This window comes from Fusibacillus kribbianus (genome assembly GCF_030053595.1).
In the GTDB taxonomy this organism is placed as follows: Bacteria; Bacillota; Clostridia; order Lachnospirales; family Lachnospiraceae; genus Lientehia; species Lientehia kribbiana.
On record NZ_JASGBQ010000019.1, the window covers coordinates 16368 to 42478 of the forward strand.

General features: G+C 51.8%; 22 protein-coding genes. 1 reads left to right on the top strand and 21 read right to left on the bottom strand.

The window, feature by feature from the left end; all coding sequences use genetic code 11:
* Positions 1 to 13: 13 nt before the first annotated feature.
* Genes QJ036_RS10025 through QJ036_RS10040 form a run of 4 tightly spaced genes read right to left on the bottom strand, consistent with a single transcriptional unit; the run spans position 14 to position 5261 of the window.
* The gene (locus tag QJ036_RS10025; protein WP_283231251.1) at positions 14 to 721 is read right to left on the bottom strand and encodes a TraX family protein; all 708 of its coding nucleotides are present in this window, start codon (positions 719 to 721) and stop codon (positions 14 to 16) included.
* A gap of 2 nt (positions 722 to 723) precedes the next feature.
* Positions 724 to 2601, bottom strand: a complete 1878-nt coding sequence (locus tag QJ036_RS10030) for an alpha-amylase (RefSeq protein ID WP_283231252.1) — start codon at positions 2599 to 2601, stop codon at positions 724 to 726.
* Between the two features lie 42 nt (positions 2602 to 2643).
* A complete protein-coding gene (locus tag QJ036_RS10035; protein ID WP_283231253.1) occupies positions 2644 to 4503 on the bottom strand; it encodes an ABC-F family ATP-binding cassette domain-containing protein in 1860 nt (619 codons plus the stop codon).
* Positions 4500 to 5261, bottom strand: coding sequence for an exodeoxyribonuclease III (locus QJ036_RS10040; protein WP_283231254.1), 762 nt, complete (start codon positions 5259 to 5261; stop codon positions 4500 to 4502). The genes QJ036_RS10035 and QJ036_RS10040 overlap by 4 nt, the downstream gene beginning before the upstream one ends.
* A 185-nt stretch (positions 5262 to 5446) precedes the next feature.
* Here QJ036_RS10040 and QJ036_RS10045 point away from each other — a divergent pair, with 185 nt between their 5' ends.
* Complete coding sequence (locus QJ036_RS10045) at positions 5447 to 7087, top strand: ABC-F family ATP-binding cassette domain-containing protein (RefSeq protein WP_283231255.1); 1641 nt, start codon at positions 5447 to 5449, stop codon at positions 7085 to 7087.
* 58 nt (positions 7088 to 7145) lie between these two features.
* On the opposite strand, the gene QJ036_RS10050 is transcribed toward QJ036_RS10045, so the two are convergent.
* The 17 genes from QJ036_RS10050 to folP form a co-directional block, all read right to left on the bottom strand.
* Entirely contained in the window at positions 7146 to 9302 is a 2157-nt protein-coding gene (locus QJ036_RS10050) for a complex I subunit 5 family protein (protein WP_283231256.1), read from the bottom strand.
* A complete protein-coding gene (locus QJ036_RS10055) occupies positions 9299 to 10783 on the bottom strand; it encodes a complex I subunit 5 family protein (protein WP_283231257.1) in 1485 nt (494 codons plus the stop codon). The genes QJ036_RS10050 and QJ036_RS10055 overlap by 4 nt, the downstream gene beginning before the upstream one ends.
* Positions 10784 to 10798: 15 nt before the next feature.
* Positions 10799 to 12280: a complex I subunit 5 family protein gene (locus QJ036_RS10060; protein WP_283231258.1), complete on the bottom strand. Its 1482-nt coding sequence runs from the start codon at positions 12278 to 12280 to the stop codon at positions 10799 to 10801.
* A gap of 12 nt (positions 12281 to 12292) precedes the next feature.
* The gene (locus QJ036_RS10065; protein ID WP_283231259.1) at positions 12293 to 13783 is read right to left on the bottom strand and encodes a complex I subunit 5 family protein; all 1491 of its coding nucleotides are present in this window, start codon (positions 13781 to 13783) and stop codon (positions 12293 to 12295) included.
* Positions 13783 to 14157, bottom strand: a complete 375-nt coding sequence (locus QJ036_RS10070; protein ID WP_283231260.1) for a sodium:proton antiporter — start codon at positions 14155 to 14157, stop codon at positions 13783 to 13785. The genes QJ036_RS10065 and QJ036_RS10070 overlap by 1 nt, the downstream gene beginning before the upstream one ends.
* 2 nt (positions 14158 to 14159) lie before the next feature.
* On the bottom strand, positions 14160 to 15116 hold the full coding sequence (gene mbhE / locus QJ036_RS10075) for a hydrogen gas-evolving membrane-bound hydrogenase subunit E (protein ID WP_283231261.1): 957 nt from the start codon (positions 15114 to 15116) through the stop codon (positions 14160 to 14162).
* Positions 15097 to 15363, bottom strand: a complete 267-nt coding sequence (locus QJ036_RS10080; protein ID WP_283231262.1) for a hydrogenase subunit MbhD domain-containing protein — start codon at positions 15361 to 15363, stop codon at positions 15097 to 15099. Before QJ036_RS10080 ends, mbhE begins: the two co-directional genes overlap by 20 nt.
* On the bottom strand, positions 15360 to 15734 hold the full coding sequence (locus QJ036_RS10085) for a cation:proton antiporter (RefSeq protein ID WP_283231263.1): 375 nt from the start codon (positions 15732 to 15734) through the stop codon (positions 15360 to 15362). Before QJ036_RS10085 ends, QJ036_RS10080 begins: the two co-directional genes overlap by 4 nt.
* Positions 15734 to 16117, bottom strand: coding sequence for an MrpF/PhaF family protein (locus QJ036_RS10090; RefSeq protein ID WP_283231264.1), 384 nt, complete (start codon positions 16115 to 16117; stop codon positions 15734 to 15736). The genes QJ036_RS10085 and QJ036_RS10090 overlap by 1 nt, the downstream gene beginning before the upstream one ends.
* Positions 16114 to 16608 carry a Na+/H+ antiporter subunit E gene (locus tag QJ036_RS10095; RefSeq protein WP_331487525.1) on the bottom strand — a complete coding sequence of 165 codons (495 nt, stop codon included), beginning with the start codon at positions 16606 to 16608 and terminating at the stop codon, positions 16114 to 16116. The genes QJ036_RS10090 and QJ036_RS10095 overlap by 4 nt, the downstream gene beginning before the upstream one ends.
* Positions 16609 to 16822: 214 nt before the next feature.
* On the bottom strand, positions 16823 to 18055 hold the full coding sequence (locus QJ036_RS10100; protein WP_283231266.1) for a dicarboxylate/amino acid:cation symporter: 1233 nt from the start codon (positions 18053 to 18055) through the stop codon (positions 16823 to 16825).
* 267 nt (positions 18056 to 18322) lie between these two features.
* Positions 18323 to 20473 (bottom strand): RNA degradosome polyphosphate kinase, encoded by a 2151-nt coding sequence (locus QJ036_RS10105; RefSeq protein WP_283231267.1) that lies wholly within the window; start codon positions 20471 to 20473, stop codon positions 18323 to 18325.
* 2 nt (positions 20474 to 20475) lie between these two features.
* The gene (locus QJ036_RS10110) at positions 20476 to 22002 is read right to left on the bottom strand and encodes a Ppx/GppA phosphatase family protein (RefSeq protein WP_283231268.1); all 1527 of its coding nucleotides are present in this window, start codon (positions 22000 to 22002) and stop codon (positions 20476 to 20478) included.
* A gap of 22 nt (positions 22003 to 22024) precedes the next feature.
* On the bottom strand, positions 22025 to 23296 hold the full coding sequence (locus QJ036_RS10115; protein ID WP_283231269.1) for an ATP-binding protein: 1272 nt from the start codon (positions 23294 to 23296) through the stop codon (positions 22025 to 22027).
* The gene (locus tag QJ036_RS10120) at positions 23283 to 24446 is read right to left on the bottom strand and encodes a bifunctional chorismate mutase/prephenate dehydratase (RefSeq protein ID WP_283231270.1); all 1164 of its coding nucleotides are present in this window, start codon (positions 24444 to 24446) and stop codon (positions 23283 to 23285) included. Before QJ036_RS10120 ends, QJ036_RS10115 begins: the two co-directional genes overlap by 14 nt.
* Before the next feature lie 15 nt (positions 24447 to 24461).
* Entirely contained in the window at positions 24462 to 25280 is an 819-nt protein-coding gene (gene folK, locus QJ036_RS10125; protein WP_283231271.1) for a 2-amino-4-hydroxy-6-hydroxymethyldihydropteridine diphosphokinase, read from the bottom strand.
* 18 nt (positions 25281 to 25298) lie between these two features.
* Positions 25299 to 26111 carry a dihydropteroate synthase gene (gene folP, locus QJ036_RS10130; RefSeq protein WP_283231272.1) on the bottom strand — a complete coding sequence of 271 codons (813 nt, stop codon included), beginning with the start codon at positions 26109 to 26111 and terminating at the stop codon, positions 25299 to 25301.

The window sequence follows — 26111 nt, forward strand, 5'->3', positions numbered from 1 at the left end:
TCCAAACTCTCCTTTATCTTAAAACAAAATATCTGAAGCATGATAACGCAATCAGGTGTACCGGATAAAACCAGTAAAAGAAATACTGATAGCGCTTCTGCATGGTTTTTCCCTTCGGCAGATATCTTCCTCTCTCCTCGTTGTAAAAAGCGATGGGCAGAAAGGCTGCCAGCGCAAAGGGCTCGATTCCTCCCATGAGCACCAGCACAAGTCCCACACTGATAAACATGGGCACCGGCCGAAACCGGAAGAAATAGAACAGAAAAATGATCAGCACTCCCTCAGCCCCATAATCACACTTTAGGACAAAGGCCAGGCACAGCATGGACACAAAGGTCATAATCGCGTAGATCGGCTGTACATTGGCCAGAAACCGGTTGTAGAGATACAGAAGCAAAAGGCCGATAAACAGGGTGACAAACACGTTTTGATACTGGGGATAGCTGATTCCTCCCGTAAGCAGAAGATTAAAGGGGATTTCCGATATCAGGGCAAACACGCCGAGACGCAGCAGATATTTTTTGATATCGCTGCTGTGGTAAAAACCCTCCACCAGCAAAAAGCAGTAAATCGGAAAGGCCAGACGCCCTGCGATGCGCATTCCTCTGCACACCTCATAGGACAGGGTTCCGGCCAGGACCACCCCCAGATGGTCGATAAACATACTGATCACAGCGATCCATTTTAAGGCCATGCTGCTGAGGCCTGCTTTTTTCTTCAATGTCAAATCCTCTCCGTCTGCAAAATCTCATCCCTTCCGCCTTCTTCGCCGGAAACAAGCACCACGATGCTCCTGGGCTTTAACTCCAGCACCTTCTGATCCTCCAGAAGCTCCGGCTCCTCGAAAAATCCGTTTTTATCTTCCCTGGCCGTATCAATGGCCAGCTTCCAGACGCCGTCGTTGTGGGGCAGGGAAAAGAGATGGGGCTCCCAGTGCATATTGAGGATCACATAGAGATCTTCATCCTCCGCAAATTTCCCGTTATAAAGAAGTCCCAGCTGTCTTCGATAGGCTTCATACTGGGGGAACCAGGGGGACTCACCGTGAACAGAAAAATCCGGACAGCCCACTCCCCTGTCATCCATTCCCCTGAGGCCGCCCTCCCGGTGAAGCATCGGGTGTTCCTTCCGGAAACGGATCATATGACTGGCGAAACGGAAGATATCCTCTCCCATCTGATTCTTCTTCCAGTTGACCCAGCCGGTGGGGTTGTCCTGACAGTACGCGTTGTTGTTGCCGTCCTGGGAATTTCCAAGCTCATCTCCGGCCAGGATCAGGGGCATTCCCTGAGCTGTCATAAGAAGTACCCAGGCATTCCGAAGCTGGCGTTTCCGAAGCTCAATGATCCGTTTCTTTCTCACCGGTCCCTCAACGCCGCAGTTCCAGCTGTAATTATAATCGGAGCCGTCCTTTCCGCTTTCTCCGTTGGTTTCGTTATGTTTTCTGTCATAGGAGACCATGTCAAGCATAGTAAAGCCATTGGTGTTGGCCATAAAATTGACCTTGCCCCTCCTGCCTCCGTTTTCCCGAAGCTGATAAACGACTCCGTGGAGCATATCCTCATCGCCCTTCAGAAACCGGCGCATATCCACCTGAAAGTCATCCCGGTAATCGGCCAGATGACGGCTGCCTCCGCCGGTCTCTGCCGCAAAATTTCCGGCAAAGAGCTTGATCCCCGTCAGAGCCGGATCCCCGGCTGCTGCTGTGCTGTCAAAATTGCCGGAAACATGAATGCCGTCCACATGGTATTCTTCCACCCAGTGGCGCAGGCAGGCCAGCTGGAAGGCCGTTCCCATATCCGGTTCAAAATAAAGCTCCACCGCTGCCTCAAGTCCGTTTTCATGGAGCGCCTTGACCAGCTCCCGAAGCTGGATATCCGGTGCCTTTTCCCTGCCTCCTCCTACACAGTAGGAGGCCTTGGGTGCAAAGCAGTAGGCCGGACCGTAGCCCCAGTAATTGAGCCTTCCGCAGACGCTGCCGCAGACATGGGCTTCCGTCTGACCGGGAACACCGACCACATGACTCCCCTCCGGCGCCGCCGGGATCTCTGAAAATTCATCGGGAAGCATCAGCTCCACCATGGTGATCCCCAGTGCCTTAAGATACGGGATCTTTTCCCCGATACCGGCAAAGGTTCCCTTGTGCTTCACCCCGGAGGAGGGATGCTTCGTAAACCCCCGCACATGAAGCCGGTAAATGATCGTATCCTCGAAGGAGTAACCGGGGTGCCTGTCTTCTCCCCAGTCGAAGCTGTCACTCACAAAGCCGTAACGGAGCCTGCCGCTTCCCTCTCCCCATTTTTCCCGGCCTGTCACCAGACCGGCATATATATCCTCAATGGGACATTCGTCGACGGAAAGGCTGTACTCATATTCCGCCGGATCAAAACCGGAAAGTGCAATATAACGGATATCTCCCATCCGGTTCTCTTCCGGAAAAACAAATACGGCCTCCTCCTTTTCTCTTCCCTTTTTATACAGATGCAGTCTTGCAGTTCCCTTTTTTCCTGAAGCAAATGATACCCGAATTCGTCCGTTTTCCACCTGTGTTCCAAGCGGAAGCGGCCTTGCGCCCGAGGTTTCCACTGATATTTGATTCATAGCTGCCTTCCCCTTCCTAAGTTTTCGCCACAGCCTCCTCTGTCAGACTGTCTCCCCGGCTTCGATCCGGGCCGCCAGTTCCTCCAGATACATCCATCGTTCCATTTTTGCTTCCAGTTCTTTTTCCAGTCCTTCCTTCTCCTCCATCAGCCGGTTCAGGGCACCGTAATCGGTGACGGCCGCCTCGATGGCCGCCTCCTTTTCCCCGATCTGTTCCTCCAGCCGGCTGATCTCAGCTTCAATCGTCTCAAAATCCTTCTGTTCCTGATAAGTAAACTTCAGCTTCTTTGGTTTCATGCGGGCATCCTGCTTCCAGTCCGCTCCGCTCTTTCCTGTCTGGCTGTCTGTATTTTTTCCTCCGGCTTCGGCTGCGCGCCCGGTCCGGCTTCCGGAATTTGCTTCTTCCTCCGCCTGCTTTTCCGAAAGAGCCGCCTGATAATCGGTGTAGCCGCCCTCATACTGGCAAAGGCGGCCGTCCTCCCCGAAAGCAAAGATCCGGCGGACCACCCGGTCCAGAAAATACCGGTCATGGGACACAGCGATCACAATGCCCGGGAAAGTATCCAGATAATCCTCCAGAATCATCAGCGTCCGGATATCCAGATCGTTGGTGGGCTCGTCCAGGATCAGCACATTTGGTGCCTCCATCAGAACCCGCAGAAGATAAAGCCTCCGTTTTTCCCCTCCGGAGAGCCGGTCAATGACCGTATACTGGAGATCTGCCGGAAAGAGGAACCGCTCCAGCATTTTGGAAGCGCTCACGCTCCCCTCCTCCGTCACCACATATTCCGCTGCATTCCGGATATAATCAATGACGCGGAGACTTCCGTCCATATATTCATTCTCCTGGGAAAAATACCCCAGCTTTACCGTCTGTCCGATGACCACCTGGCCGCTGTCCTGTTCCGTCACTCCCATGATGATCTTCATCAGAGTCGATTTTCCGCAGCCGTTTCGGCCCACAAAGCCGATCCGGTCATTCTTCAGAAAAATATAAGTAAAATCCCGGATCAGGATCTTGTCACCATATGCCTTGGAGATATCACGAAGCTCCACCGTGGTCTTTCCGAGACGGCTCTTTACGGAGCTCATCTCCACCTGGGCATCCGTCTGGGGTGCCTCCCGGTCCCGAAGCTCTTCAAATCTCCTGATATGGGCCTTCTGCTTGGTGGAACGCGCTCTGGCTCCCCGCATGATCCAGGCCAGCTCCGTTCGAAGAAGGCTCTGCCTCTTTCGTTCTGCCGCCTGCGCAATGGCCTCCCGCTCTGCTTTTAACTCAAGGAAAGCAGAATATCCGCCCACATAGCTGTAAAGCTTTCCCTTGTCCAGCTCCACAATGCGGTTGCAGACGCTGTCCAGGAAATACCGGTCATGGGTCACCATGAGAAGCGCACCGCGGAATTTTTTCAGATAATCCTCCAGCCAGCCCGCCATCTCACTGTCCAGATGGTTGGTCGGCTCATCCAGTACCAGGATATCTGCTCTGGAGAGAAGCACGCCTGCCAACGCCACCCGCTTTCTCTGTCCACCGGAAAGCTCTCCCACCGGCCGGTCAAAGTCTGGCACCTCCAGCGTGTTGAGCATGGATTTTGCCTGACTCTCAATGTCCCATTGATTTTCCTCGGTCACATTTCCCTTCAGCACACAGGAAAGGATCGACGCTTTCTCGTCAAATACCGGTGTCTGTGGCAGATAACGGATGTGAAGCCCGTTTCCGCGGACCACAGTTCCCTCATCGGGCTCCGAAAACCCCGCCGCGATCTTAAGCAGCGTACTCTTCCCCGTGCCGTTGATTCCGATGATTCCCACCTTTTCTCCGGTGGCCATGGAAAAGGAGGTATCGTCAAAGAGCAGCCGGTTCGTATAGGATTTTGTCAGATGTTCGATCGTCAGAAGGTTCATAAGTCAATCACCAGCTCCACCGGGCAGTGGTCTGACCCTAGAATCTCCGTATGAATATCCGCGCTCACCAGACGATCCTTCAGGATCTCCGACACGCAGAAATAGTCAATACGCCAGCCGGCATTTTTTGCCCGGGCGCTGAACCGGTAGGACCACCAGGAATAGATTCCCTCTTTATCCGGATAAAAATAACGGTAGGTATCCACAAAGCCAGCCTCTAAAAGAGCGCTGAATTTGGCACGCTCCTCATCGGTAAAGCCCGCGTTCTTCCGGTTCGTCTTCGGGTTTTTCAGGTCGATCTCCTTATGCGCCACATTGAGATCACCGCAGAACACCACCGGTTTTTTCGCCTCCAGCCCCTTCAGATAGGCAAGGAAGGCATCCTCCCACTCCATCCGGTAGGGAAGCCTTGCCAGCTCATTCTGGGAATTTGGCGTGTAACAGGTCACCAGATAATAGGCGGGATATTCCAGGGTGATGACCCGGCCCTCCTTATCGTGCTTCTCCTGCCCTATGCCATAAGCCACGGAAACCGGCTCCTCCCTGGTAAAAACAGCCGTTCCCGAATAACCCTTCTTCTCTGCATAATTCCAATACTGATAATAGCCGTCCAGAGGCAGGTCGATCTGCCCCTCCTGAAGCTTCGTCTCCTGGAGGCAGAACACGTCCGCATCGGCCTCCCTGAAGTATTCGCCAAACCCCTTCGTCACACAGGCCCGAAGACCGTTGACGTTCCAGGAAATCATTTTCTTAGCCATTTTTTCTCTCCCGTCATGGATAATGTCACTCCTTTTTATTATAATCTATCATCCATGTCGGTTCAACCGAAACTTTTGCTTGCAAATTACGTATTTTCCTGTAAAATAAACATTGGTGCCCAATACCGCCGAAAATGGCGGAAAACCGGGCTTTTGACCCCCAACCTCCAAAGAAAGGATTTATTATGATTAGTGCAAACAACATTACACTCCGCATCGGAAAAAAAGCTCTTTTTGAGGATGTAAATATTAAATTCACGGAAGGCAACTGCTACGGCCTCATCGGCGCCAACGGCGCAGGAAAGTCCACCTTCCTTAAGATTCTTTCCGGCCAGCTGGAATCCACCAAGGGCGAGGTGGTCATTACTCCCGGCCAGCGTCTCTCCTTCCTGCAGCAGGATCATTTCAAATACGATGACTGCGTGGTTCTCGACACCGTTATGATGGGAAATCCCCGTCTGGTGGAGATCATGAAGGAAAAGGATGCCATCTATGCAAAGCCTGATTTCTCCGACGAGGACGGCATCCGTGCCGCCGAGCTGGAAGCGGAATTTGCCAATATGAACGGCTGGGAAGCAGAATCCGACGCAGCCACCCTTTTAAACGGTCTCGGTGTCGGCCCGGAGCTCCATTACTCCCTCATGAAGGATCTGGTAGGCAATGACAAGGTGAAGGTGCTCCTTGCCCAGGCCCTCTTCGGCAATCCCGATATCCTCCTTCTCGATGAGCCCACCAACCATCTGGATCTGGATGCCATCGCCTGGCTGGAGGAGTTCCTGATCAATTTTGACAATACCGTCATCGTGGTATCCCACGACCGTTATTTCCTGAATAAGGTCTGCACCCACATCGCAGACATCGATTACGCAAAGATCCAGCTTTACGCCGGCAACTATGACTTCTGGTATGAGTCCAGCCAGCTGATGATCAAGCAGATGAAGGAAGCCAACAAAAAGAAGGAAGAAAAGATCAAGGAGCTGCAGGATTTCATCCAGCGGTTCTCCGCCAACGCTTCCAAATCCAAACAGGCGACCTCCAGAAAACGCGCTCTGGAAAAGATCCAGCTGGACGAGATCAAGCCCTCCAGCCGGAAATACCCCTATATCGATTTCCGTCCCGAGCGTGAGATCGGCAATGAGGTCCTGGTAGTGGAAAATCTTTCCAAGACCATCGACGGCGTCAAGGTGCTGGACAACATTTCCTTCATTCTCGGAAGAAACGACAAGGTTGCCTTTGTAGGCTCCGATGAAATTGCAAAGACCACCCTCTTCCAGATCCTGGCAGGGGAAATGGAGCCGGATGAAGGTACCTACAAGTGGGGCGTCACCACCTCCCAGGCGTATTTTGCCAAGGACAACACCCATGAATTTGACAACGATCTGACCATTGTGGACTGGCTGACCCAGTTCTCTCCGGTGAAGGATGTGACCTACGTCCGCGGTTTCCTGGGACGGATGCTCTTTGCCGGCGACGACGGCGTCAAGAAGGTAAAGGTGCTCTCCGGCGGAGAAAAGGTCCGCTGCCAGCTGTCCAAGATGATGATCCAGGCCACCAACATTCTGATTCTGGACGAACCCACCAACCATCTGGATATGGAGTCCATCACCGCCCTCAACAACGCCCTGATCAAGTATCCCGGCGTGGTGCTGTTCTCCTGCCATGACCACCAGTTTGTCCAGACCACGGCCAACCGGATCATGGAGATCACCCCCGGCGGTCTCATTGACAAGATCACCACCTACGATGAATATCTGGAAAGTGATGAGATGGCAAGAAAGCGCCAGAAGAGCTACAGCCTGTCAGAATCTGACGCAGAAGATAATTAATAATATTCACGAAGCACAAAAGCGCCGCATCGGGGAAATCCCGGTATGGCGCTTTTTTCTATACAAACAGCAAATAGATCAGCACAAACAACAATCCGACGCAGACTAAAAGCAGAGCGAAGGACAGGCTGCCCGTAATGATCCGGTTGGTGCGGATGGTCTCCTCCTCAAATTCCACCAGCCCACGGACATAGGATTTTTGTATCGGATGCTTTCTCAAAAAGGTCCCGTTGGCAATATGGATACAGCCGTCCAGAAAATGTCCCAGGCTGTAAGCCAGGTGGTCTCCGATGGGCTTCTCCCTGTGGATCCCTGTCTGTCTGTGGGTGGTCTTTCTTGCCAGCAGAATGACGGAATCCGTAAGCTGATCCAGAAGGCGGCAGAAGAATCCTGTCACTGCCATAAATCCTCTGACCGCCGGTCCCAAAAGGTATTCATCCAGGATCCGGCAGATTCCTCCGAACAGCCAGGGCAGGAAACGAAGGAGCACCGGCCGGTACAAAAGCTGCTCCAGATCCAGCCATGCCGGCCACCGGTCCACATAGACCTTTCTTCCGGTCTCATCCCGCTCCATCAGGACTGTACGAATGAATCCAAAATAGATCACAACCCCAATCGCAATCGAAATCATACTTCCCTTCAGGTTCCCGACAGCAAAATACCGGACCGGATGAGCCGGACTTTCTCCGTGTAAAAATGCCTGGCCCAGATCGGCAAGCTTATCCATGACAGCCCCGGGGAACAGTCCCATGGGCAGAAGAAGCAGCGCGGAAACGGTCACTGCCGCCCTGCTTTCTTCATTCCAGTACCGGGTCATTTCGTCAAACTGCTTTTGTCTCACAGCATTCTTTTCCACAAACACTGCGACAAACAGCTTCGTCATATAGGCCACCGTCATTCCTCCCGACAGAAGGAATATCCACTCGGAAGCCTTCCAGAAAGCTGCCGGTCCCAGAACGGTCCCGTGGATGTATTCCACAATGCTTTCGTGGAGCAGCGTCTTGCTGACATAGCCTCCGAACAAAGGAATGCCGCCGATGCTCAGAGCCCCTGTCAGAAAGCAGAAGGCAAGGAGCGGCTTTTTCCGGCCAAACCCCCGGATCTCATTGAGATCCAGCCGATGCAGATTCATATAAATGACACCGGCTGCCATAAACAACACCAGCTTGATCATGGAATGATTCACCATGTGAAGGATGGTTCCCCGGACCGCCAGGGCGTTCTCCTCCCCCAGCAGCCCCTGCATTCCGACTCCCACCAGGATAAATCCGATCTGCGACATAGAGGAACATGCCAGTGTCCGTTTCAGATCCACGGAGAACACCGCCAGCAGAGCACCTCCGAACATGGTGGCAAGTCCCAGAAGAAACATACAGGTACCCCAAACCGGGTCATGACGGAAGAGATTGGCCGTTACCACCAGAATACCGAAGATTCCTGTTTTCGTCAGCATGCCGGACAGAAGAGCACTGGCCGGGGCAGGCGCCACCGGATGGGCCTTCGGAAGCCAGATATGAAGGGGAAACATTCCGGCCTTCGCTCCAAAGCCGAATGCCATCAGCCCTCCTGCCAGATACAGGGTTCCACGCCTTTCTGCAGGCAGTGCCTCACAGGCGGAAAGGAGTTTTCCAAAACTTAACGTTCCGGCCAGATGATAGAGAAGCAGGATCCCCATCAGCATCACAAGTCCTCCCAGGACCGCTACTGCCAGATACGTTCCGGCCGCCTTCATGGCCGCCTCCTTTTCTTCATGGGCCACCCAGGTATAAGAGGTAAAGGACATGATCTCAAAGAAGAGGAAGGTCGTGTAAAGGTCATCCGACAAAAACACTCCCATCACAGCTCCCAGAGTCATCAACATAAACAGATAATAACGGTTTCTGTTTCTGTAGCTTTTAAAATACTCTCTGGAAAAAACAGTCGTCATAAACCACATAAAGGCTGCGATAAGTCCGTAAAGGATCCGGAATCCGTCCAGCTTCAGCGTAAGTCCCAGGCCGCCGAAGCCGGGCCAGGAAAAGGCCGTTTCCGTAAACCCGCCTCTTCCTCCAATTCCTCCGGCAAAAAGCACCGCCAGAAGAATAAGCTCCGCCGCCGTTACCCCGTCAGCAAAGAGATCCCTTCCCGTTTTCGTTTTTCTTCCGATGAGCCAGGCAGCCAAAGCCCCGGCCATCGGCCATATAATCACAAGTAAAAGAAGGATATTTCCTGTCATAAGCTTCCGCCTCCCGTTACTTTCGTAAGAAATCCCATAAGCGGACCGGAATAAAGGCCCAGTATAACAATAACCGCTGTAAAAATGACGATCGGAACGAGCATTTTCCAGTCCGCCTCCTTTACGCCGTCCAGGCTTTTTTCGTCAAAGCCCTTCCCGGGAACATATGCCCGAACGGTGACCGTCAGCATATAGATCCCGGTCATGAGAGCAGAATAGAGAAGGACGGAAATGGACAGCACTCCCATCACACCGCCGGCCTCTGCTGCCGCCTGCGCGATATTCCACTTGCTGATAAAGCCTGCAAACAGCGGAATTCCCATCAGGGAAAGCCCGACTGCCGTAAAACAGGCAAAGGTAACCGGCATTTTCCTTCCCAGGCCGTCCAGTTCATAGACATAAGTCTTCCCGGTTCTGTGCATCACCGCTCCGGCACAGAAAAAGGCTGTGATCTTCATAAGTGCATGAAACACCATATGGCTTAAAGCCGCCGTCACTCCCGCCGGATTCATCATCACCGTTCCCAGAAGCACGTAGGACAGATTGCTGATGGTGGAATAAGCCAGACGGCGCTTCCAATGGATCTCCTTCACCGCCATGGTGGAGCCGTACACAATGGTTACAAGTACCGCAGCAGCCACCACCCAGTGGGCCCAGGTTCCTCTGAGGAAATCGGCCCCATAACAAAAGTAGGTCAGGCGGATAATGGCAAAGGCACCGGATTTGACTACGGCAGCCGCATGGAGAAGGGCTGTCACCGGCGTCGGTGCCACGGAAGCCGCCGGAAGCCAGCCATGGACCGGAAACAGAGCCGCCTTGACTCCAAATCCAAAGAAGGCCAGCACATACATGAACAGGATCACGTTGAAATTGAAACCGGGAATGCTGCTGTTTAAGACGCCGCCCAGGGTAAAGTCTGTCGTACTTCCGTAGATCAGCACAAATACCAGCCCCATAAAGGCAAAGGCTGCACCTCCGATGGAATAATACAGATATTTCCGGCTGGCCTTTCTGGCCTCTGAGGTCTTTTCATGAAGCACAAGAGGAAACGTCACCAGCGTCAAAAGTTCATAAAAAAGATACAGGGTCACCAGATTTCCCGACAGGGCAATTCCCAGAGTCACCCCATAGCTCATGGTATAAAAGGAAAAAAAGCTTCTCGCTCTCTTATCTCCCTCCATGTAGGAAAAGGCATAGAGGGTGGCGAACGGCCATAAAACAGATATCAGGCCGGCAAACACCGCTGCCATTCTGTCCATCCGGAAAAACACCTTCAGATCTCCTGCCAGATAAAACAGCACTGCTCCCTTTTCGTCCGCCCTGCCTGTAAGAAGCAGAATCCAGATGAGCACGCTGGCGGTACACACCACAAACTCCGTCAGAACGGGATGCAGCTTCGGCTCCCTTTCCGGAAACCGGAGCATGAAGGCTCCGCCCAGGATCGGCAGGAGTACCGGCACGATCAACAGTAATTGATTCATCCTGCACCCTCCCCTTTAAAACAGCAGCAAAGCTGTTCTGGAAGCCGCCCCCAGCACCACGCCGGGGAACAGCCCCAGAAGCACCGCTCCTGCTGTCATAAGGAGCATCGGCACCGTCATAAGAGGCGAAGGCTCCCGTTTTTTGAGACTGCTGTAATCAAAATCCGCGCCGGGGAAAAATCCGTGGATCGTCACCGGCAAAAGATATCCTGCTGTTAAGAGGGCACTGATCAGAAGAACGACCGGCCCCAGCCAGGAAAAGACGCCGGTTCCCGAAGCCAGTGCCCCGGTTGCCAGATACCATTTGCTGACAAAGCCGCTGGTAGGAGGAATACCCACCAGGGTGATGGAAACCAGGGTAAAGCACCAGATCACAACGGGCATTTCCTTTCCGATACCCCGAAGTTCTGTCATCAGCCGTTTTCCGGTCTGATGAATGATGGCGCCTGCCCCCAGAAACAGGGTATTCTTCACAAGGGAATGGAAGATCACATGGGCGATGGCACCGATAAATGCCGTCTTATTAAATAATGACAGGCCAAACAGAATATAAGATACCTGGCTCACTGTGGAATACGCCAGACGTTTCTTCATGACCTTCTCACAATAAGCCAGCATGGAGCCCATGAAAACCGTAATGAGAGCCAGCGTCATCCAGACCGTCTGGACCCAGCTTCCCTTTAGATAATCCGGTCCCACCACATAGTATACCGTACGGATGATAGCCAGTACGCCCATCTTTGTGATCACGCCGGAGAGGACTGCACTGGCAGGAGCAGGCGCCTCGGGATGAGCCGTCGGCAGCCATCCATGCAGAGGGAACATACCGGCCTTTGTGCCGAAGCCCAGGATCATGAGGAAAGAAGATGCCAGAAGAAGGCCTTCATGGCCAACCACTTTCGTCCCATCCAGGATCCCTCCCGGTGCAAAGGTACCGATCCCGCCGAAGCCGGCCAGGAAGAAAATTCCGAAAAGCGCCATAAAAGCGCCGGCCACCGAATAAAACAGATATTTGAGCCCGGCCATGATCGCCTCCTTCGTCCGTTCCTGGAGTACGAGAGGAAGCGATGTCAGTGTCATAAGCTCAAAGGACACATAATAGGTGACCAGGTTTGCCGCAAAGCACTGGGCAGCCAGAGATCCCTCCACCATCAGATAAAAGCCGAAAAACAGCCCCTGATGATCCTCTTCCTTCATATAGGAAAAGGCAAAGATCCCCACAAGCAGCCAGACGGCTGCCGCCAGACCGGAAAAGATCCGGGACATGCTGTCCACGGCAAATGCGACTTCCAGTGTATCCGTCAGTCTCCAGAGAGACAAAAATCCATCCGGCCGCATCAGACAGAGCAACGTCAGAAGGAGCTCCAGGACCAACGAAACAGAAACCAACACAGTCATTGCCTTCCTTCTGTCCTTTGCCCGGAAAAAGATCGCCGTGAAAAGCCCGGCTGTGATCGGGAAAAAGACAGGAAGAAGCAGTAAATAATCTTGTTCCATAATTTCCTCCAACTAGATAAACTGATTCAGACCGACACCGATGGCGTCCACAATAGGCTGGGAAAAAAGCCCCAACACCAGATTTACAACGATAAACAGAAAGGATGCTGCCTTCAGCTTCCTGGATGCCAGGAAAGAAACCTCTTCCCCATATTCCCGCTCTGCCGGAGAATAAATGCTGATGACAAGGCGCAGGAAGTAAATGGCGTTCAGGGTCGTGCTGAGCGCCAGCCCCAGAATCGTAAAGAACATCTTGGCAGGGCTCTGCACCGCCGCCGTGGCAAAAAGAAGCTTTGAGATAAACCCGGCCAGCATGGGGAATCCAACCATGGAAAGACTTCCCACCGCAAAGGCCAGCCCCGCCGTCCTATTTCTGTATCCGGATCCGCGGAGACTCAGATAATCACTCTTCCCTCCTGACACCTCATACAGACCTACCGCGCTGATAAACAGTAACGACTTTGTAGCCGCATGGGTGAAAATATGAAAGACTGCTGCCACCATTCCGGCCCTTGTCCCCAGGCCGATGCCCATGTAGATGTAACCGATCTGTGCCACCGAGGAATAGGCGATCATCTTTCTGGTGTCCGTTTCCTGAATGGCCTTGACCGAGCCCATGATCATTCCGATGAGGCCAAACCCAAAGAGCACATTGGTGATCCCGGTCTGCACCATGGCCTGATATCCCAGCACCCGGTAAAAGATCTTGATCAGCAGAAAAATATATCCCTTGGACACAAGGCTTGACAAAATGGCACTGGCTGCCGGTGTGGCATAGCCGTAAGTCTCCGGTATCCAGGAATGAAAGGGATAAAGGCCGCTCTTGATGGCAAGTCCCACCGACATGAGCGCAATGACCACAAGAAGCGGAACCCGGTACTGACCGGATGACACCAGAGAGGCGACTGCCTCTCCCGCCGGCTCCATCAGAAGCTGCCCGGTGATATCGTAAAGCATACTCAGAGAGATCAGAAACATACCGGATCCCAAAAGGCTCATGACCATATAGCGGATGGCCGCCACGATCCCGTGACCGTCCTGCTTGATCATGATCAGACCGCAGGCAGCGATGGTGTTGATCTCCACGAACACATAGGCGGTGAACAGATCGTTGGTGTAAATGAGCGCCAGCAGGGAACTCATCAGAAGATCCACAAGGATAAAAAACAGATTGGTCTTTGTCTCCTCCACATCGAAAAAAATGTGCTTCATGCCGCCCAGCAGAGACAAAAACAGGATGACCGCAAAAAACACTGCCGTCAGCGCCTCCAGCACTCCGGCCCTGATCTCATTCCCCCAGGGCGCCGGGAAATGTCCCATCATATAGATGAAGCTTCCGGCCTTAGTGGTATACCAGAGCACCGCTCCGGACAACAGCATGACAGTCGTTACCATGAACAAACACAGATTCCTTGCCTGCTTTCCCTTCAGTACTGAGGAGAGAATGCCGCAGAACATGGCCAGTATAATAGAAAAAAACGGAAAATTCCGGATAAAGTCCATTACCGCTCCTCCTTCCGCCATTCCATGACGATCTCATCCAAATCCAGAGAACCGTACCGTCTGTAAAGACGGATCGTCAGTGACAGCATCAGTGCCGTCACGCTGACGGAAACAACGATTCCCGTCAGTACCAGCCCATCCGGGATCGGATTGGTATAGGCGGAGGCATCCGTGATCCCATCGGTCAGGATCGGAACCATCCTGCCGTGAATATATCCCTTCGCCGCAAGGAACAGATAGACTGCGGTGTCCATGATATTCATGCCGATGATCTTCTTGATCAGATTTTTATGGAGAAGAAGGGTCGTAAAACCGATGCCGAATAAGATCATGGATACGGTCTCCTCCATATTTGCTGCAAGATGTGAAAGCATGCTCACATTCCTCCCTTCCGAAACAGGGTATAAAACGCATACATGGTACAGGCCACCACCAGCCCCACGCAGATATTCAAGGGCAGGATCAGGCCGCTGGAAAGTATCGCTCCCGGCGTTCCCAGAGGAATACCGCTTTCCAGATGATTGGCTCCGGTGAAAAAGGAATAGCTTTTCGCCAGACAGTAGAAGGTCAGGGCCGCAAGGGTGATGCGCCGGAAGGTCCTGTCCGTAAAAAACCGCTCAGTCTTTTTGAAGCCGAAGGCATTCAGATAAAGGATCAGGCCGGAACCAATGACAGCCCCGCCGGAAAATCCGCCTCCGGGAGACAGATGACCGTTTAAGATAATGTAAATGCCGAAAATGAAGAGCAGAGGCACCAGCACACAGGAGACCTTCTGCAGGATCAGATCGTTCTTCGGCTCATAGATCCTGTCATTTTCCTCTGCCCGCTTCTTTTTCTGCTTTTCTCTGCTGCCGGAATCATCCAGTCTGAGAAGCACCTGAACGCAGGTGGCCGCAATAAACAGCACGCAGGATTCGCCAAAGGTGTCGAAGGCTCTGTAATCCAGAATCATGCCGGTGACAAAATTGGTTGCCCCCGTCTCCTCCACGCCCTTTTCGATATACCGGGCCGAAACCTCGTTGTTGATGGGATTGTCCGGTTCCCCGAATTTTGGAAGATAAACCACCGTCCAGAGAAGAACGGCGATCAGCGTCAGGCAGAGGATCACAGAAGCCAGACGGTACAGGATCCGGAAAGCCCGAAGCTCTCTGTTATGAACCATATCATAGACTGCCGCATTGATTTTCGTTTCGTCCAGCTCGATCTCCTGCTCTTCCGGTTCCTCCGGCCTTCTGATCTCCAGCTTTCCCTTCAGAATATCCGTATCGCCTGCCATCCAGGCTTCAAATCTGTGAAACCGGCTGTTTTCGTAATTATTCTTCAGTCTGCTCATCCCGATTTTCCTCCTTGATGGCCCGGATCTTTTTCAACGTTACAAAAAACAGAAGGCTGGTGACGCCGGCTCCCACCGCCGCCTCCGTGACCGCCAGATCAGGTGATTGTAAAATGACCCAGATCACAGCCATGATCGAGCTGTAGGACATATATATAATGATCGAGGTCAGAAGCCTCTTCGTAAAGCTGACTGCCAGCGCACAGATGATCAGCCCAAGCAGAAGGCAAAGTTCAAAGATCCTCATGATCGTTCCTCCGTTTTCCTGTTTTCTGTCAAAGGCATCTCATCCTGTCCGGATTCCAGCCTCTTTACTTCGATCTCACCCAGATCCTTATCTGTCGTTACCTCCAGACGGCTGATCATATGACCTGCCACAGGACTGGCAATCCAAAAAAAGAGCACGACCAAGAGCAGCTTCAGTGAAGCAAAACCGAATCCATTCCAGATGACAAGTCCCAGAATCATAAACAGAATCCCCAGTGTGTCTCCCAGAGCTGCCGCATGGATTCTGTTTAATGCACGCCGAAACCGATTCACTCCGATAGCTGCTGTTATAAACATGAAAAGTCCCGAAAAAAGAAAAGCTGCGGAAACGCCAAACTGTATCCATTCCATTACTGTTCCTCCCTGCGCTCTGGCTTTGTATTTTCCTGATACTCGAGTTTTTCCTGATGCTCCAGATTATCCTCGATAGCTGCCTTGTCTCCCCGAATACCCTTCTTTTCCAGATAGATCCCCGTGTAGACCTTTGTCAGGACTACCACCGCCAGAAAACTGATCATGGCGTAGATCAGACATACATCCACCAGGTAGCTTTCCTTCAGATACACTGACAAGACAGCGATCAGCACAATGGTAATGGTTCCGAGCATATTGACGGCAATGACCCGGTCCGCCACCTTCGGTCCTCTCACGGAGCGGATAATAGCCGCCAGCATCAACACTGCCAATACCATCATGGTTCCTAACAGCACTCCTTCAAAATAATTCTCCGTCATCGTCCCGCCTCCATTCTCCGCAAAAGCTTCACAAAATCCGAATCGGCTATCCCTTTGGCAAATTCCTTATCAAGACAATGGACGCAGAACTCATCTCCCACCACGGAGACGGTAATGGTTCCCGGTGTCAGGGTAATCGAATTTGCCAGAAGTACCCGGCTGACGCCATACTTGAGATCTGTCCTGAAATAGATGAGCGCCGGCTCCGGTTCATATTTGGGGGACAAAATGAGCTTCAGGACGCTTAAATTGGCCCTGGCAATCTCTTTCACCAAAACTCCGGCAAAGGTAAGAAGCAAAATCAGATTCCGGAACAGAAAAAAATCCTTTCTCGGACTATATCCCATGAACCGGCAGATAAACGCATATACCACTGCCGAGATGACAAGTCCGAACAAAAGGATTTCCAAAGTAAATCTTCCATTCAAAATAATCCAGAAAATAAGAAATAAAAAATACATTTCGAGCGTACTCCTTCCAGTAGTCCCCATGATGTCTGCCCCAAAACCCAATAGAGTATAAACCCATTTTTTTGAAAATGCAAGACCTGACAAAAATTTTCCTGGTCGGAAGCTTACGTTCCGATCAAGCACACTACGCCATAAAAATCTGACCCGCCGGGTCTGTAACCTCCGGCGGGTCAGCTGATTTTCTGAGATTGCTTTATATCAGGATACTCTTTTTCCCTCAGTGCAGTGAAAGCGCTTACGCTTTCTTTGCTCCTCTCTTTGCCTCTTTCTTTTCTTCCATCTTCGTCACGATCAGTGCGCAGGCAGCGTCACCGGTGATATTAACGGTAGTACGGCCCATATCGAAGATACGGTCAACACCGGCAACAAGCGCGATACCTTCCACAGGCAGGCCGACACTCTGAAGCACCATAGCCAGCATGATCATGCCGGCACCGGGCACACCTGCGGTTCCGATGGATGCAAGAGTAGCTGTCAGGATGATGGTCAGCTGCTGAGGCAGTGTCAGTGAGATACCGAAGCAGGAAGCGATAAAGATCGCGCAGACACCCTGATAGATAGCAGTACCGTCCATGTTGATGGTCGCACCGAGAGGAAGCGTAAAGGCTGCAATATCCTTTCTTGCACCAAGCTTCTCGGAACACTCAATGTTCAAGGGCAGAGCTCCTACAGATGAGGAACTGGAGAAAGCCATGATCATGGCAGGCAGCATGCCCTTGAAGAACTTGATGGGGCTCACGCCGCCCATCAGCTTCACTGTTGAGGAGTAAACTACCACTGCATGGATGATGTAGCACAGATAAGCAACTAAAAGTACGATTGCCAGGCTTCCCAGGATCTTCGGGCCATTCTCAGCCACAACGGGAGTAATCAGGCAGAATACACCGATAGGGCTCAGTGCGATGATAAAGGACATGATCTTCATGGATACTTCGTTTGCACTCTCCATAAAGCTTCCGAATGATTTGCCCTTGTCACCGGCAAGGATAATGCCGAAACCAAAGAACAGGGATGCCACGATAACCTGCAGCATAGTTGCGTTTGCAAAAGGCGAAATGATGTTGCTGGGGAAGATCGCCACGATGGTATCCATGATGCTGGGAGCTTCCTTTGCTTCATACTCCAGTCCGGAAACCTCCAGAACCGGGAATGCACCTTTGAAAATATTCGCAAAAATAAGGCCGATCACGATGGCAAATGCTGTCGTACAGAGATAATATACAACCGTCTTTGCGCCGATGCTCCCCACCTTGCGGATATCTTTCATGGAAATAACGCCGCAGATGATGGAGAAGAACACGATCGGTACGACAATGAACTTAATCAGGTTCAGGAAGATCGTACCAAACGGTTTTATGTACTTCACCGCAATATCCGGTGCCCCCATAAAACACAAGCCTGCGATGATACCAAGAGCCAGGCCGATAAAGATTTGAATCGGTAACGCAAGTTTTTTCTTTCCACTCATAATAAAACCCCCTTTGACCGTATTACGGTGTATTTAACATATGTATATCATATACAATTTTTAGTTCTTTTGCAACCATTTTTTGTAAATTTTGAATAAATAATCTAAATTTCTTTTTTTTCATTGCTTATCCAATAATATACTGTCGACAGTACACAATTTTATTCTTCGTCGCGCATCAAAAATACGGGAGGAAGGCTTAAAAGCCTCCTCCCGTATTTTCTGTCTCAGTTTCCGGCGCTTTTCCGCCCGCATATGCTCCTCCTTTTATTCCGGACTCTCCCTCGGGATAAAGATCCGCCCCTCTGTGGATGCCGCCTTATCCTTTGCCAGCTGCTTTGCAGTCTCCTCCGCCTCTTTGCAGAATACCTCCTGAGAGTCCACCAGTACCTTTCCCCGTTTGTCCGGTTTTTCATAGGTACCGTCGGGCAGCAGCATATGGGCCCGGACATTGTCAGCCAGCTCTGCAAGCAGGATGTGAAGAGCTTTTTCCTTATTTTCCTCCACCTCCACCGGGAACAGAAGCTCCACCCGGCGGTCCAGATTTCTCGGCATCCAGTCGGCGCTTCCCATATAGATCTCATAATTGCCGCCGTTTTCAAAATAGAAAATGCGGCTGTGTTCCAGGAAGGTCCCCACGATGGAGCGGACGGAAATATTCTCGCTGACACCGGGGATCCCGGTTTTCAGACAGCAGATACCCCGGACGATCAGATCGATCTTTACCCCTGCCGCGGAAGCTTTATACAGGGTCTGGATGATCACCGGATCACAGAGGGAATTCATTTTCGCAATGATCCTTCCCTCATGTCCCCTGGATACCCATTTGATCTCCCGCTCAATGAGGGACACAAACCGGTTTTTGAGCCACAGGGGTGCCAGGGAAAGCTTATTCCAGGAAAGGGGCTCCGAATAGCCCGACAGCATATTGAACACGGCGCTGGCATCCTCACCGATGGCCCTGTCGCAGGTCATGATTCCGGTATCCGTGTACAGCTTTGCCGTGGAATCGTTGTAATTTCCGGTGGCCATATGGACATAACGGCGGATGCCGTCCTCCTCTCTGCGGACCACAAGACAGATCTTGCAGTGAGTCTTAAGGCCCAGAAGGCCGTAGATCACGTGACAGCCGGCCTGCTCCAGCTTCTTGGCCCAGAGGATATTGTTCTCCTCGTCAAAGCGGGCCTTCAGCTCCACGAGGACCGTTACCTGCTTTCCATTCTCCGCCGCTCTCGCCAGAGCCGCCACAATGGGGGAATGGCCGCTGACACGGTACAGAGTCTGCTTGATGGCCAGGACCTGAGGATCCGATGCCGCCTGCTTTACGAAATCCACCACCGGATCAAAGGATTCATAGGGATGATGAAGGAAAATATTTCCCTTCCGGATGTTGGTGAAAATGTCATCGTCGTTGGCAAATTCCGGAACCGGCTTCGGCACCCACTTTTTCTGTTTTAAATGATCAAAGCCCTCCATGCCGTAAAGCTTCATTAAGAAGGTAAGATCCAGCGGTCCGTTGATATAGAAGATCACGTCATCCTTGATGGAAAGCTCTTTTTTCAGGATCTTCAAAAGGCGCTTGTCGACGGTGTCCTCCACCTCCAGACGGATCACCTCGCCCCACTGGCGGCGCTTTAACTGCTTTTCGATCTCCTTTAACAGATCCTCCGCCTCCTCCTCATCAATGGGAAGATCTGCATTCCGCATGATCCGATAGGGATGGGCACAGACAATATCGTAATTGAGGAAGAGACGGCTCATATTCCGCTCGATGATCTCCTCCAGAAGTATAACGCTCCTTGTTCCGTCCTCTGCGGCGGGAAGCTCCACGATCCTCGGAAGCACAGAGGGCACCTGAACCGTAGCAAATTCCAGCTCTCCTTTTCCCTCTCCGCCCTTTTTCTTCTTGAGAAGAGCCGCAATATTCAGAGTCTTATTGCGGATCAGTGGAAACGGCCGGGAAGAATCCACCGCCATGGGAGTCACCACCGGATAGATGTCCTGTTCAAAATATTCGTCCACAAAGGCGGCCTGCTCCTTCGTCAGAAGCTCGTGATGGGGCACGAAAACGATCCCCTCTTTTTTGAGCAGGGGAAACAGAGAACGGTTCCAGGTAGAATATTGGGCATCCACCAGACTGTGCATCCCCTCACCGATCTTCTTTAACTGCTCCTCCGGCGTCATACCGGCAATATCCTTCTTTGTATAATCGGCATAGACCATGTCCTTCAAGGAGGCGACACGGACCATGACAAACTCATCCAGATTGGAGGCTGTGATGGACAGAAATTTCAGCCGTTCAAAGAGAAGGTTGCTCTTGTCACGGGCTTCCCCCAAAACGCGATTGTTGAACTGGAGCCAGGAGAGCTCCCGGTTCTGAAAATATTCATATTTCTGAAATTCTTTTCCTTCCGCCATCGTCATACTCCCTTCTTTTTCTTGAGCACCGGCCGGATGCCGTAAACCTCTTCAAAGAAATCTGCTTTCTCTGAGAACATGCTCTCTTCCAGCATAATATTCTCCGCAGAGGCCGTGGTAATAAACATCTGCTGATCCTTGACTGACACCCTCACATCCTTAAACTTCTGTTTATGACTTCTGTCCATGGCATTTCCGACCTTTAAAATGGCGGTCAGCTTGGCAATGATGATCCGCATGTCCTTGTCCAGGGTCACAGAATCTGCAGAATAATCAAATTCCATGGTATTGTATTTCACCACATTGGCAATGATCTCCCGCTCCCTGTGGGAAACACCGATGATCTCGGTGGACATGATGATATTGTAGGCGCTCTCTCCCGGCGTCCGCATGCTGATGTATTTTCCGCAGTCGTGGAGAATGGCGCTGATCTGCAGAAGCAGCCGCTCCCGTTTTCCCAGGCCATGGTATTTCTTCATTCCGTCAAAAATATTCAGCACATTCTTCTCAAGGATAGCAGAATGTTCCTTGTCCCCCATATATCTCTTGGCGATGTTTCTGGCTGCCACCAGAATATCCCTGGAAAAATCGTGGGCAAAGTGGATCAGCTTTTTCTGTTCCGCAAACTCGGCCACGATCCCGTCTCCCAGGCGCACTCCCGGAAGCCACAAAAGCTCCGCTTCTGTCACCTCAATGAGCCGCTTGTAAACCATGGCACCGGGCACCACAAGAGAGACAAATTCCGACGGGATATCATATTTCTCCGAGATCTGCTCCTCATTCATTTCCCGCAGATCCTTATAAAAATCCAGAAATTCCTGGGTAGTGATCCTCTGCTTGTCCGTATGGGCGCCCTTTCCCAGATACATGGCACAGACACCGGTGGCAATGATGTTCTTAACATTTCTGTCCTTTAAAAACAGCTTCCGGAAGGTCTCAATATCATTGTCGATCAGCTCCTGGGCCAGCTGCTTTCTGTCTGCCTCCGTGCCTCCCATCCGTGAGAGGATCTGATAGATCCGGAGGGCCCCCAGCTTCAGGTTCTGCGTCGTTACCAGGGCGTCCTTGTCAAACAGGGAGATCTGCATGCTTCCGGAGCCAACCTCGGCAATGGCCGTGCCCTTCTGGATAATGTTATTGAATTCGTTTTCCTTGGCTGCAATGGCCTTGTAGCATAAAAACCGCTGCTCCGAATTGCTGAGAACATCGATTTCAATGCCGGTCCGGACCTTGATCTGATCCAGGACCACCTCCCGGTTTTCCGCCTCCCGGATGGCACTGGTGCCGCAGGCCCGGTAATCATCCACCTGATATTCGGCCATGACCGCCTTGAAGCGGTGAAGAAGCTTGCACATTTCATCCACTCTGTCGTAGCTTATGATGCCCCTGTCGTAGGTATCCTTTCCCAGGCCGATGACCTTTCTCAGCCTGTCAAGCTGTATGATTCCCTTCTTGGGAGAAATCTCGTAAATGGTCAGCTCCAGCTCATACGAGCCCACGTCGATCGCCGCAAATGTCGTTACTGCCATTTTCTCCACCTCCTGCCCCTGTTTATGGTTTCTTTCCTTTCAGATACGTGATAAACTGGACTGCCGTCCTGCCGGAAATTCCGCCGTGGGAAAGCTCCCACTTATTGGCCTCCAGAAGAAGTTCTTCTTCCGGCATATCGATACCGGCCCTCTTCGCCAGGGTGGTAACGATCAGCTTAAACTCCTTTGGCTCCGGCCTTCCGAAATAAATGGTGACGCCGAACCGGGCGGAAAGAGAAAGCTTTTCCTGCACCGTATCGGAGGTGTGCATATCCACCCGCGTCTCCTCCTTGTCGGAAAAGTTTTCCCGAATCAGATGGCGCCTGTTGGAGGTGGCATAAATGAGCACATTTCCCGGCTTCACCTCCAGGCCGCCCTCAATGACCGCCTTCAGGTACTTGTATTCGACCTCAAATTCCTCAAAGGACAGATCGTCCATATAAATAATGAATTTGTAATTTCTGCTCTTGATCTGGCTGATGACCTCGGAAAGATCCTTGAACTGATGCTTGTAGATCTCGATCATCCGAAGGCCCCTGTCATAGTATTTGTGAAGGATTGCTTTGATGCTGGAGGATTTTCCCGTCCCGGCGTCTCCGAATAACAGACAGTTGTTGGCCTCCCTTCCCTCCACAAAGGCTTCCGTATTCTCGATCAGCTTCTGCTTCTGCAGCTCATAGCCGATCAGATCATCCAGATAGACATGCTCAATGTTCTTGATGGGAACGATGACGGTCTGTTCGTCTTTCCGCTCTACCCGAAATGCCTTGTGAAGACCAAATTTCCCCACACCGAAGCGGCGGTAAAAATCCGTGATGATGGAAAGCCACTGGTCTGTCGTCTCTGCCTCTGCCAGCTCTTCGGCAAGACTCTGGATGTTGTCGCGGATCCTCCTGTTGAAGATCTTGCTGTGGGTACCGGTGCTCTCATAATGCGTAAGAAGACGGAAAACCGAGCACCCCGCAGCCTTATCCAGCTCATCCAGATCATAATCAAACCATTCCTTGAAGATGACAAAGTCGTGGAGCGCCAGCTCGTTGATGGTTCCCTTCACCTGTCCCCGGATCTCGCAGGCAGTGCTGAAGGCATTTTCATTGGTCGCCAGCACATAAGCCAGCAAACTGTGCCAGAGATTCCCCCTGAAGCCATGGGCAGCGGAAAATTCCACCAGGGCTCCGGCGGTTTCATAGGGATCCGGACGATTCTCTTCCGTACCCTCCATGAGAGCGGTCATATGCTCCAGAATATCCTTATGTGCCGCTTCTCTGTATAAGATCAGTTCATTTATTTTCATAAACACTTTTTCCCTTGTCTGTATAATAATTGCCTAAGATCCGGAAGTAATTGGCTTCCTCCAGGATGCCCCGAAGGGCGTTTTTGACCCCCGCATCTCCCAGATTTCCCTCAAAATCCACAAAGAACCGGAATTCCCAGGGCCGTCCTGTGATCGGTCTCGATTCCAGCTTTAACATATTGAGGCCGTTGTAGGTCAGATGGGACAGCATATTGTAGAGGGCCGCATTTTCGTGCTTCGTCTCGAAGCAGACGCTGATCTTGTTAGCAGTGGCCTCATAAAGCTTTCTGCTGGCAACGATTATAAAACGGGTGGTATTTCCCCGATTGTTCATCACATTCCGGTCCAGGATCTTAAGTCCGTAAAGCTCTCCTGCCATTTCACTGGCGATGGCGGCGTGGGCCTTATTGCCCTCCTCCTTCACCCGCTTGGCTGAAAGCGCCGTGTTGCTGGTGCTGTAGGTGTTCCATTCCCTGTGCTCCTCCAGATAGGTGCTGCACTGCATCAGCCCCTGGGGATGGGAATAAACCATCTCAATATCGGAAATCTCCGCGTCCGGCAGACCAAGAAGCACATGGTCCACCTTCACATAGGTCTCTCCCACAATATAATTATCAAATTTCACCAGAAGATCATAGACATTGGCGACGCTGCCCGCCGAGGAATTCTCGATGGGAAGGACTGCAAAATCCGCCGTACCGGCGCAGATGGCCTTCATGGCATCATCCCAGGTCTTGACGTTGAACAGTTTTGCCTTTTCTCCGAAAAACTGAAGGGCCGCCGCATGGCTGTAAGCGCCCTCCACCCCCTGGTAGACCACCTTCGCCCTGGATTTCTGCAGATTGGGCACCATCTCAAAGGGAAGTCCGGTGATCACTCCCTTGTCCGCCAGAAGTTGATACTGAAGCTTGCGGCTGATGGACATGATCTGGGTAAAGAGCTCATTGATCCCGTAACGGTTAAAATCCGAGGAGGCCATATTTCTCACCTGCTCCAGCTTTTCCCCTTCCCGCTTCCGGTCCAGGACCTGCATGCCGCTTTTGATCTTGTACTCGGCCACGTCCCGGCACAAAGCCAGCCGCTTTTCAAAACTTTCCACCAGACTTTTGTCTATTTCATCGATCTCTTTTCTGATTTCCCCTAAATCCATTCCTTTTTCCGTCCTTTATTTATTTTCAAGCTCCTCAAGCAGCGTCTTTATCCGCTTCTTAAGGACAGGATGCACCTTCCAGGGAGCGATCTGCGCCAGCGGTTCCAGCACAAAGGTCCGCTTCTCGATCTCGGGATGCGGCACCACCAGCTCCGGAGACTCCAGTATTTCGTCGTCGTAGAACAGAAGATCCAGATCCAGTGTTCTGGGACCCCAGTGGATCAGCCGTTCCCGTTTCTCCTGCTGCTCCGCCTTATGCAGTACCTCCAGAAGTTCATGAGGGGTCAGAAGCGTCTCCAGTTCCAGACAGCCGTTCAGAAAATCGTCCTGATCCACGCCGCCGTAGGGCTCTGTGACGATCATATCGGAAATTCGTCCGAGACGGATCCCCGGCTCCTCTCTCAGCACCCGGATCCCAGCCTCCACATGTGCTCTTTTATCCCCCATATTGGAGCCGAAGGCCACATAGGCCTTGTGCCACCGCCGCTCAATGCAGACGGATACAGTCTCCAGCGGAAGTCCCACAGGAGCCCAGGGTTTTTTGATCTCCAGAACGATCCCCTTCATGAGAGGATAGGTAAGCAGCAGATGCTCTGCCAGATCCTCGGCTGCTGCCTCGATCAGCTTTCTTGTATGTGTCTTCATATAGGAGGTGATTTCCTGCGCCACCATCCCATAGTGGATAGACTGGTCCAGTTCATCACTTTTTCCCGCTGCCCGGGTATCCACAAGAAGTTCCGCGCTCACCAGAAACTTCTGTCCCAGCCTTGTCTCCTCCGGAAATACCCCATGGTTGGCGAAAACCTCCAGATTCTGAATCCTTATCCTGTCCATAATCTGTTCCTTCCTGTTTTACTCTGCCCGAAGAATGGCCTCGGTCATCCTGATGACCCGCACATTCTCCTTCACATCATGGACACGCACAAAGGCACAGCCCTTCATAACTCCCATGACGGTCGTTGCCAGTGTCCCCTCCACCCGATCCGTGGCCGGAAGGTCCAGCGTCAGACCGATCATGGATTTTCTGGAGGTGCCCAAAAGGACAGGATATCCCAGCTCGTTCAGAATCTCCAGATGATTCATCAGGATCAGATTATGTTCATAGGTTTTTCCAAATCCAATACCCGGATCCAGGATGATCTGACCATCAGTCACTCCCGCTCTCTTTGCAATGGCAACGGATTCCTTCAGATCCTCCTTTACCTCCTCCAGATAATTGTTGTAGGAGGGCTCCTTTCTGTTGTGCATCAGACAGCAGGGCACCTGATACTTTGCGATCACATCAGCAATTTTTTCATCGTATTTGCAGCCCCAGATATCATTGACCAGATGGACTCCGGCCTTCACCGCTGCCTCAGCCACACCGCTTTTGTAGGTATCAATGGAAAGAGGCACGTCAAACCGTTCCCTTACGGCTTCGATCACAGGCATGACGCGGGCGATCTCCTCCTCGTCGGGAAGGATGGAGCCATAGCCGGGTCTTGTGGATTCTCCTCCGATATCAATGATATCGGCACCGTCCCTCACCATCTCCTCCGTATGCTTAAGGGCTGCATCAAGATTATTCCATTTTCCGCCGTCTGAAAAGGAATCCGGCGTCACATTGAGAATTCCCATGACATAGGTATGGGCTCCCATCTCAAATTCTCTGTTTCCAATTTTCAT

What these genes read in the sequence shown, in the direction of transcription:
- QJ036_RS10030 (WP_283231252.1), bottom strand. Translation starts at nt 2,601, where the DNA reads ATGAATCAAATATCAGTGGAAACCTCGGGCGCAAGGCCGCTTCCGCTT.
- QJ036_RS10035 (WP_283231253.1), bottom strand. Translation starts at nt 4,503, where the DNA reads ATGAACCTTCTGACGATCGAACATCTGACAAAATCCTATACGAACCGG.
- QJ036_RS10040 (WP_283231254.1), bottom strand. Translation starts at nt 5,261, where the DNA reads ATGGCTAAGAAAATGATTTCCTGGAACGTCAACGGTCTTCGGGCCTGT.
- QJ036_RS10045 (WP_283231255.1), top strand. Translation starts at nt 5,447, where the DNA reads ATGATTAGTGCAAACAACATTACACTCCGCATCGGAAAAAAAGCTCTT.
- QJ036_RS10050 (WP_283231256.1), bottom strand. Translation starts at nt 9,302, where the DNA reads ATGACAGGAAATATCCTTCTTTTACTTGTGATTATATGGCCGATGGCC.
- QJ036_RS10055 (WP_283231257.1), bottom strand. Translation starts at nt 10,783, where the DNA reads ATGAATCAATTACTGTTGATCGTGCCGGTACTCCTGCCGATCCTGGGC.
- QJ036_RS10060 (WP_283231258.1), bottom strand. Translation starts at nt 12,280, where the DNA reads ATGGAACAAGATTATTTACTGCTTCTTCCTGTCTTTTTCCCGATCACA.
- QJ036_RS10065 (WP_283231259.1), bottom strand. Translation starts at nt 13,783, where the DNA reads ATGGACTTTATCCGGAATTTTCCGTTTTTTTCTATTATACTGGCCATG.
- QJ036_RS10070 (WP_283231260.1), bottom strand. Translation starts at nt 14,157, where the DNA reads ATGCTTTCACATCTTGCAGCAAATATGGAGGAGACCGTATCCATGATC.
- mbhE (WP_283231261.1), bottom strand. Translation starts at nt 15,116, where the DNA reads ATGAGCAGACTGAAGAATAATTACGAAAACAGCCGGTTTCACAGATTT.
- QJ036_RS10080 (WP_283231262.1), bottom strand. Translation starts at nt 15,363, where the DNA reads ATGAGGATCTTTGAACTTTGCCTTCTGCTTGGGCTGATCATCTGTGCG.
- QJ036_RS10085 (WP_283231263.1), bottom strand. Translation starts at nt 15,734, where the DNA reads ATGGAATGGATACAGTTTGGCGTTTCCGCAGCTTTTCTTTTTTCGGGA.
- QJ036_RS10090 (WP_283231264.1), bottom strand. Translation starts at nt 16,117, where the DNA reads ATGACGGAGAATTATTTTGAAGGAGTGCTGTTAGGAACCATGATGGTA.
- QJ036_RS10095 (WP_331487525.1), bottom strand. Translation starts at nt 16,608, where the DNA reads ATGGGGACTACTGGAAGGAGTACGCTCGAAATGTATTTTTTATTTCTT.
- QJ036_RS10100 (WP_283231266.1), bottom strand. Translation starts at nt 18,055, where the DNA reads ATGAGTGGAAAGAAAAAACTTGCGTTACCGATTCAAATCTTTATCGGC.
- QJ036_RS10105 (WP_283231267.1), bottom strand. Translation starts at nt 20,473, where the DNA reads ATGGCGGAAGGAAAAGAATTTCAGAAATATGAATATTTTCAGAACCGG.
- QJ036_RS10110 (WP_283231268.1), bottom strand. Translation starts at nt 22,002, where the DNA reads ATGGCAGTAACGACATTTGCGGCGATCGACGTGGGCTCGTATGAGCTG.
- QJ036_RS10115 (WP_283231269.1), bottom strand. Translation starts at nt 23,296, where the DNA reads ATGAAAATAAATGAACTGATCTTATACAGAGAAGCGGCACATAAGGAT.
- QJ036_RS10120 (WP_283231270.1), bottom strand. Translation starts at nt 24,446, where the DNA reads ATGGATTTAGGGGAAATCAGAAAAGAGATCGATGAAATAGACAAAAGT.
- folK (WP_283231271.1), bottom strand. Translation starts at nt 25,280, where the DNA reads ATGGACAGGATAAGGATTCAGAATCTGGAGGTTTTCGCCAACCATGGG.
- folP (WP_283231272.1), bottom strand. Translation starts at nt 26,111, where the DNA reads ATGAAAATTGGAAACAGAGAATTTGAGATGGGAGCCCATACCTATGTC.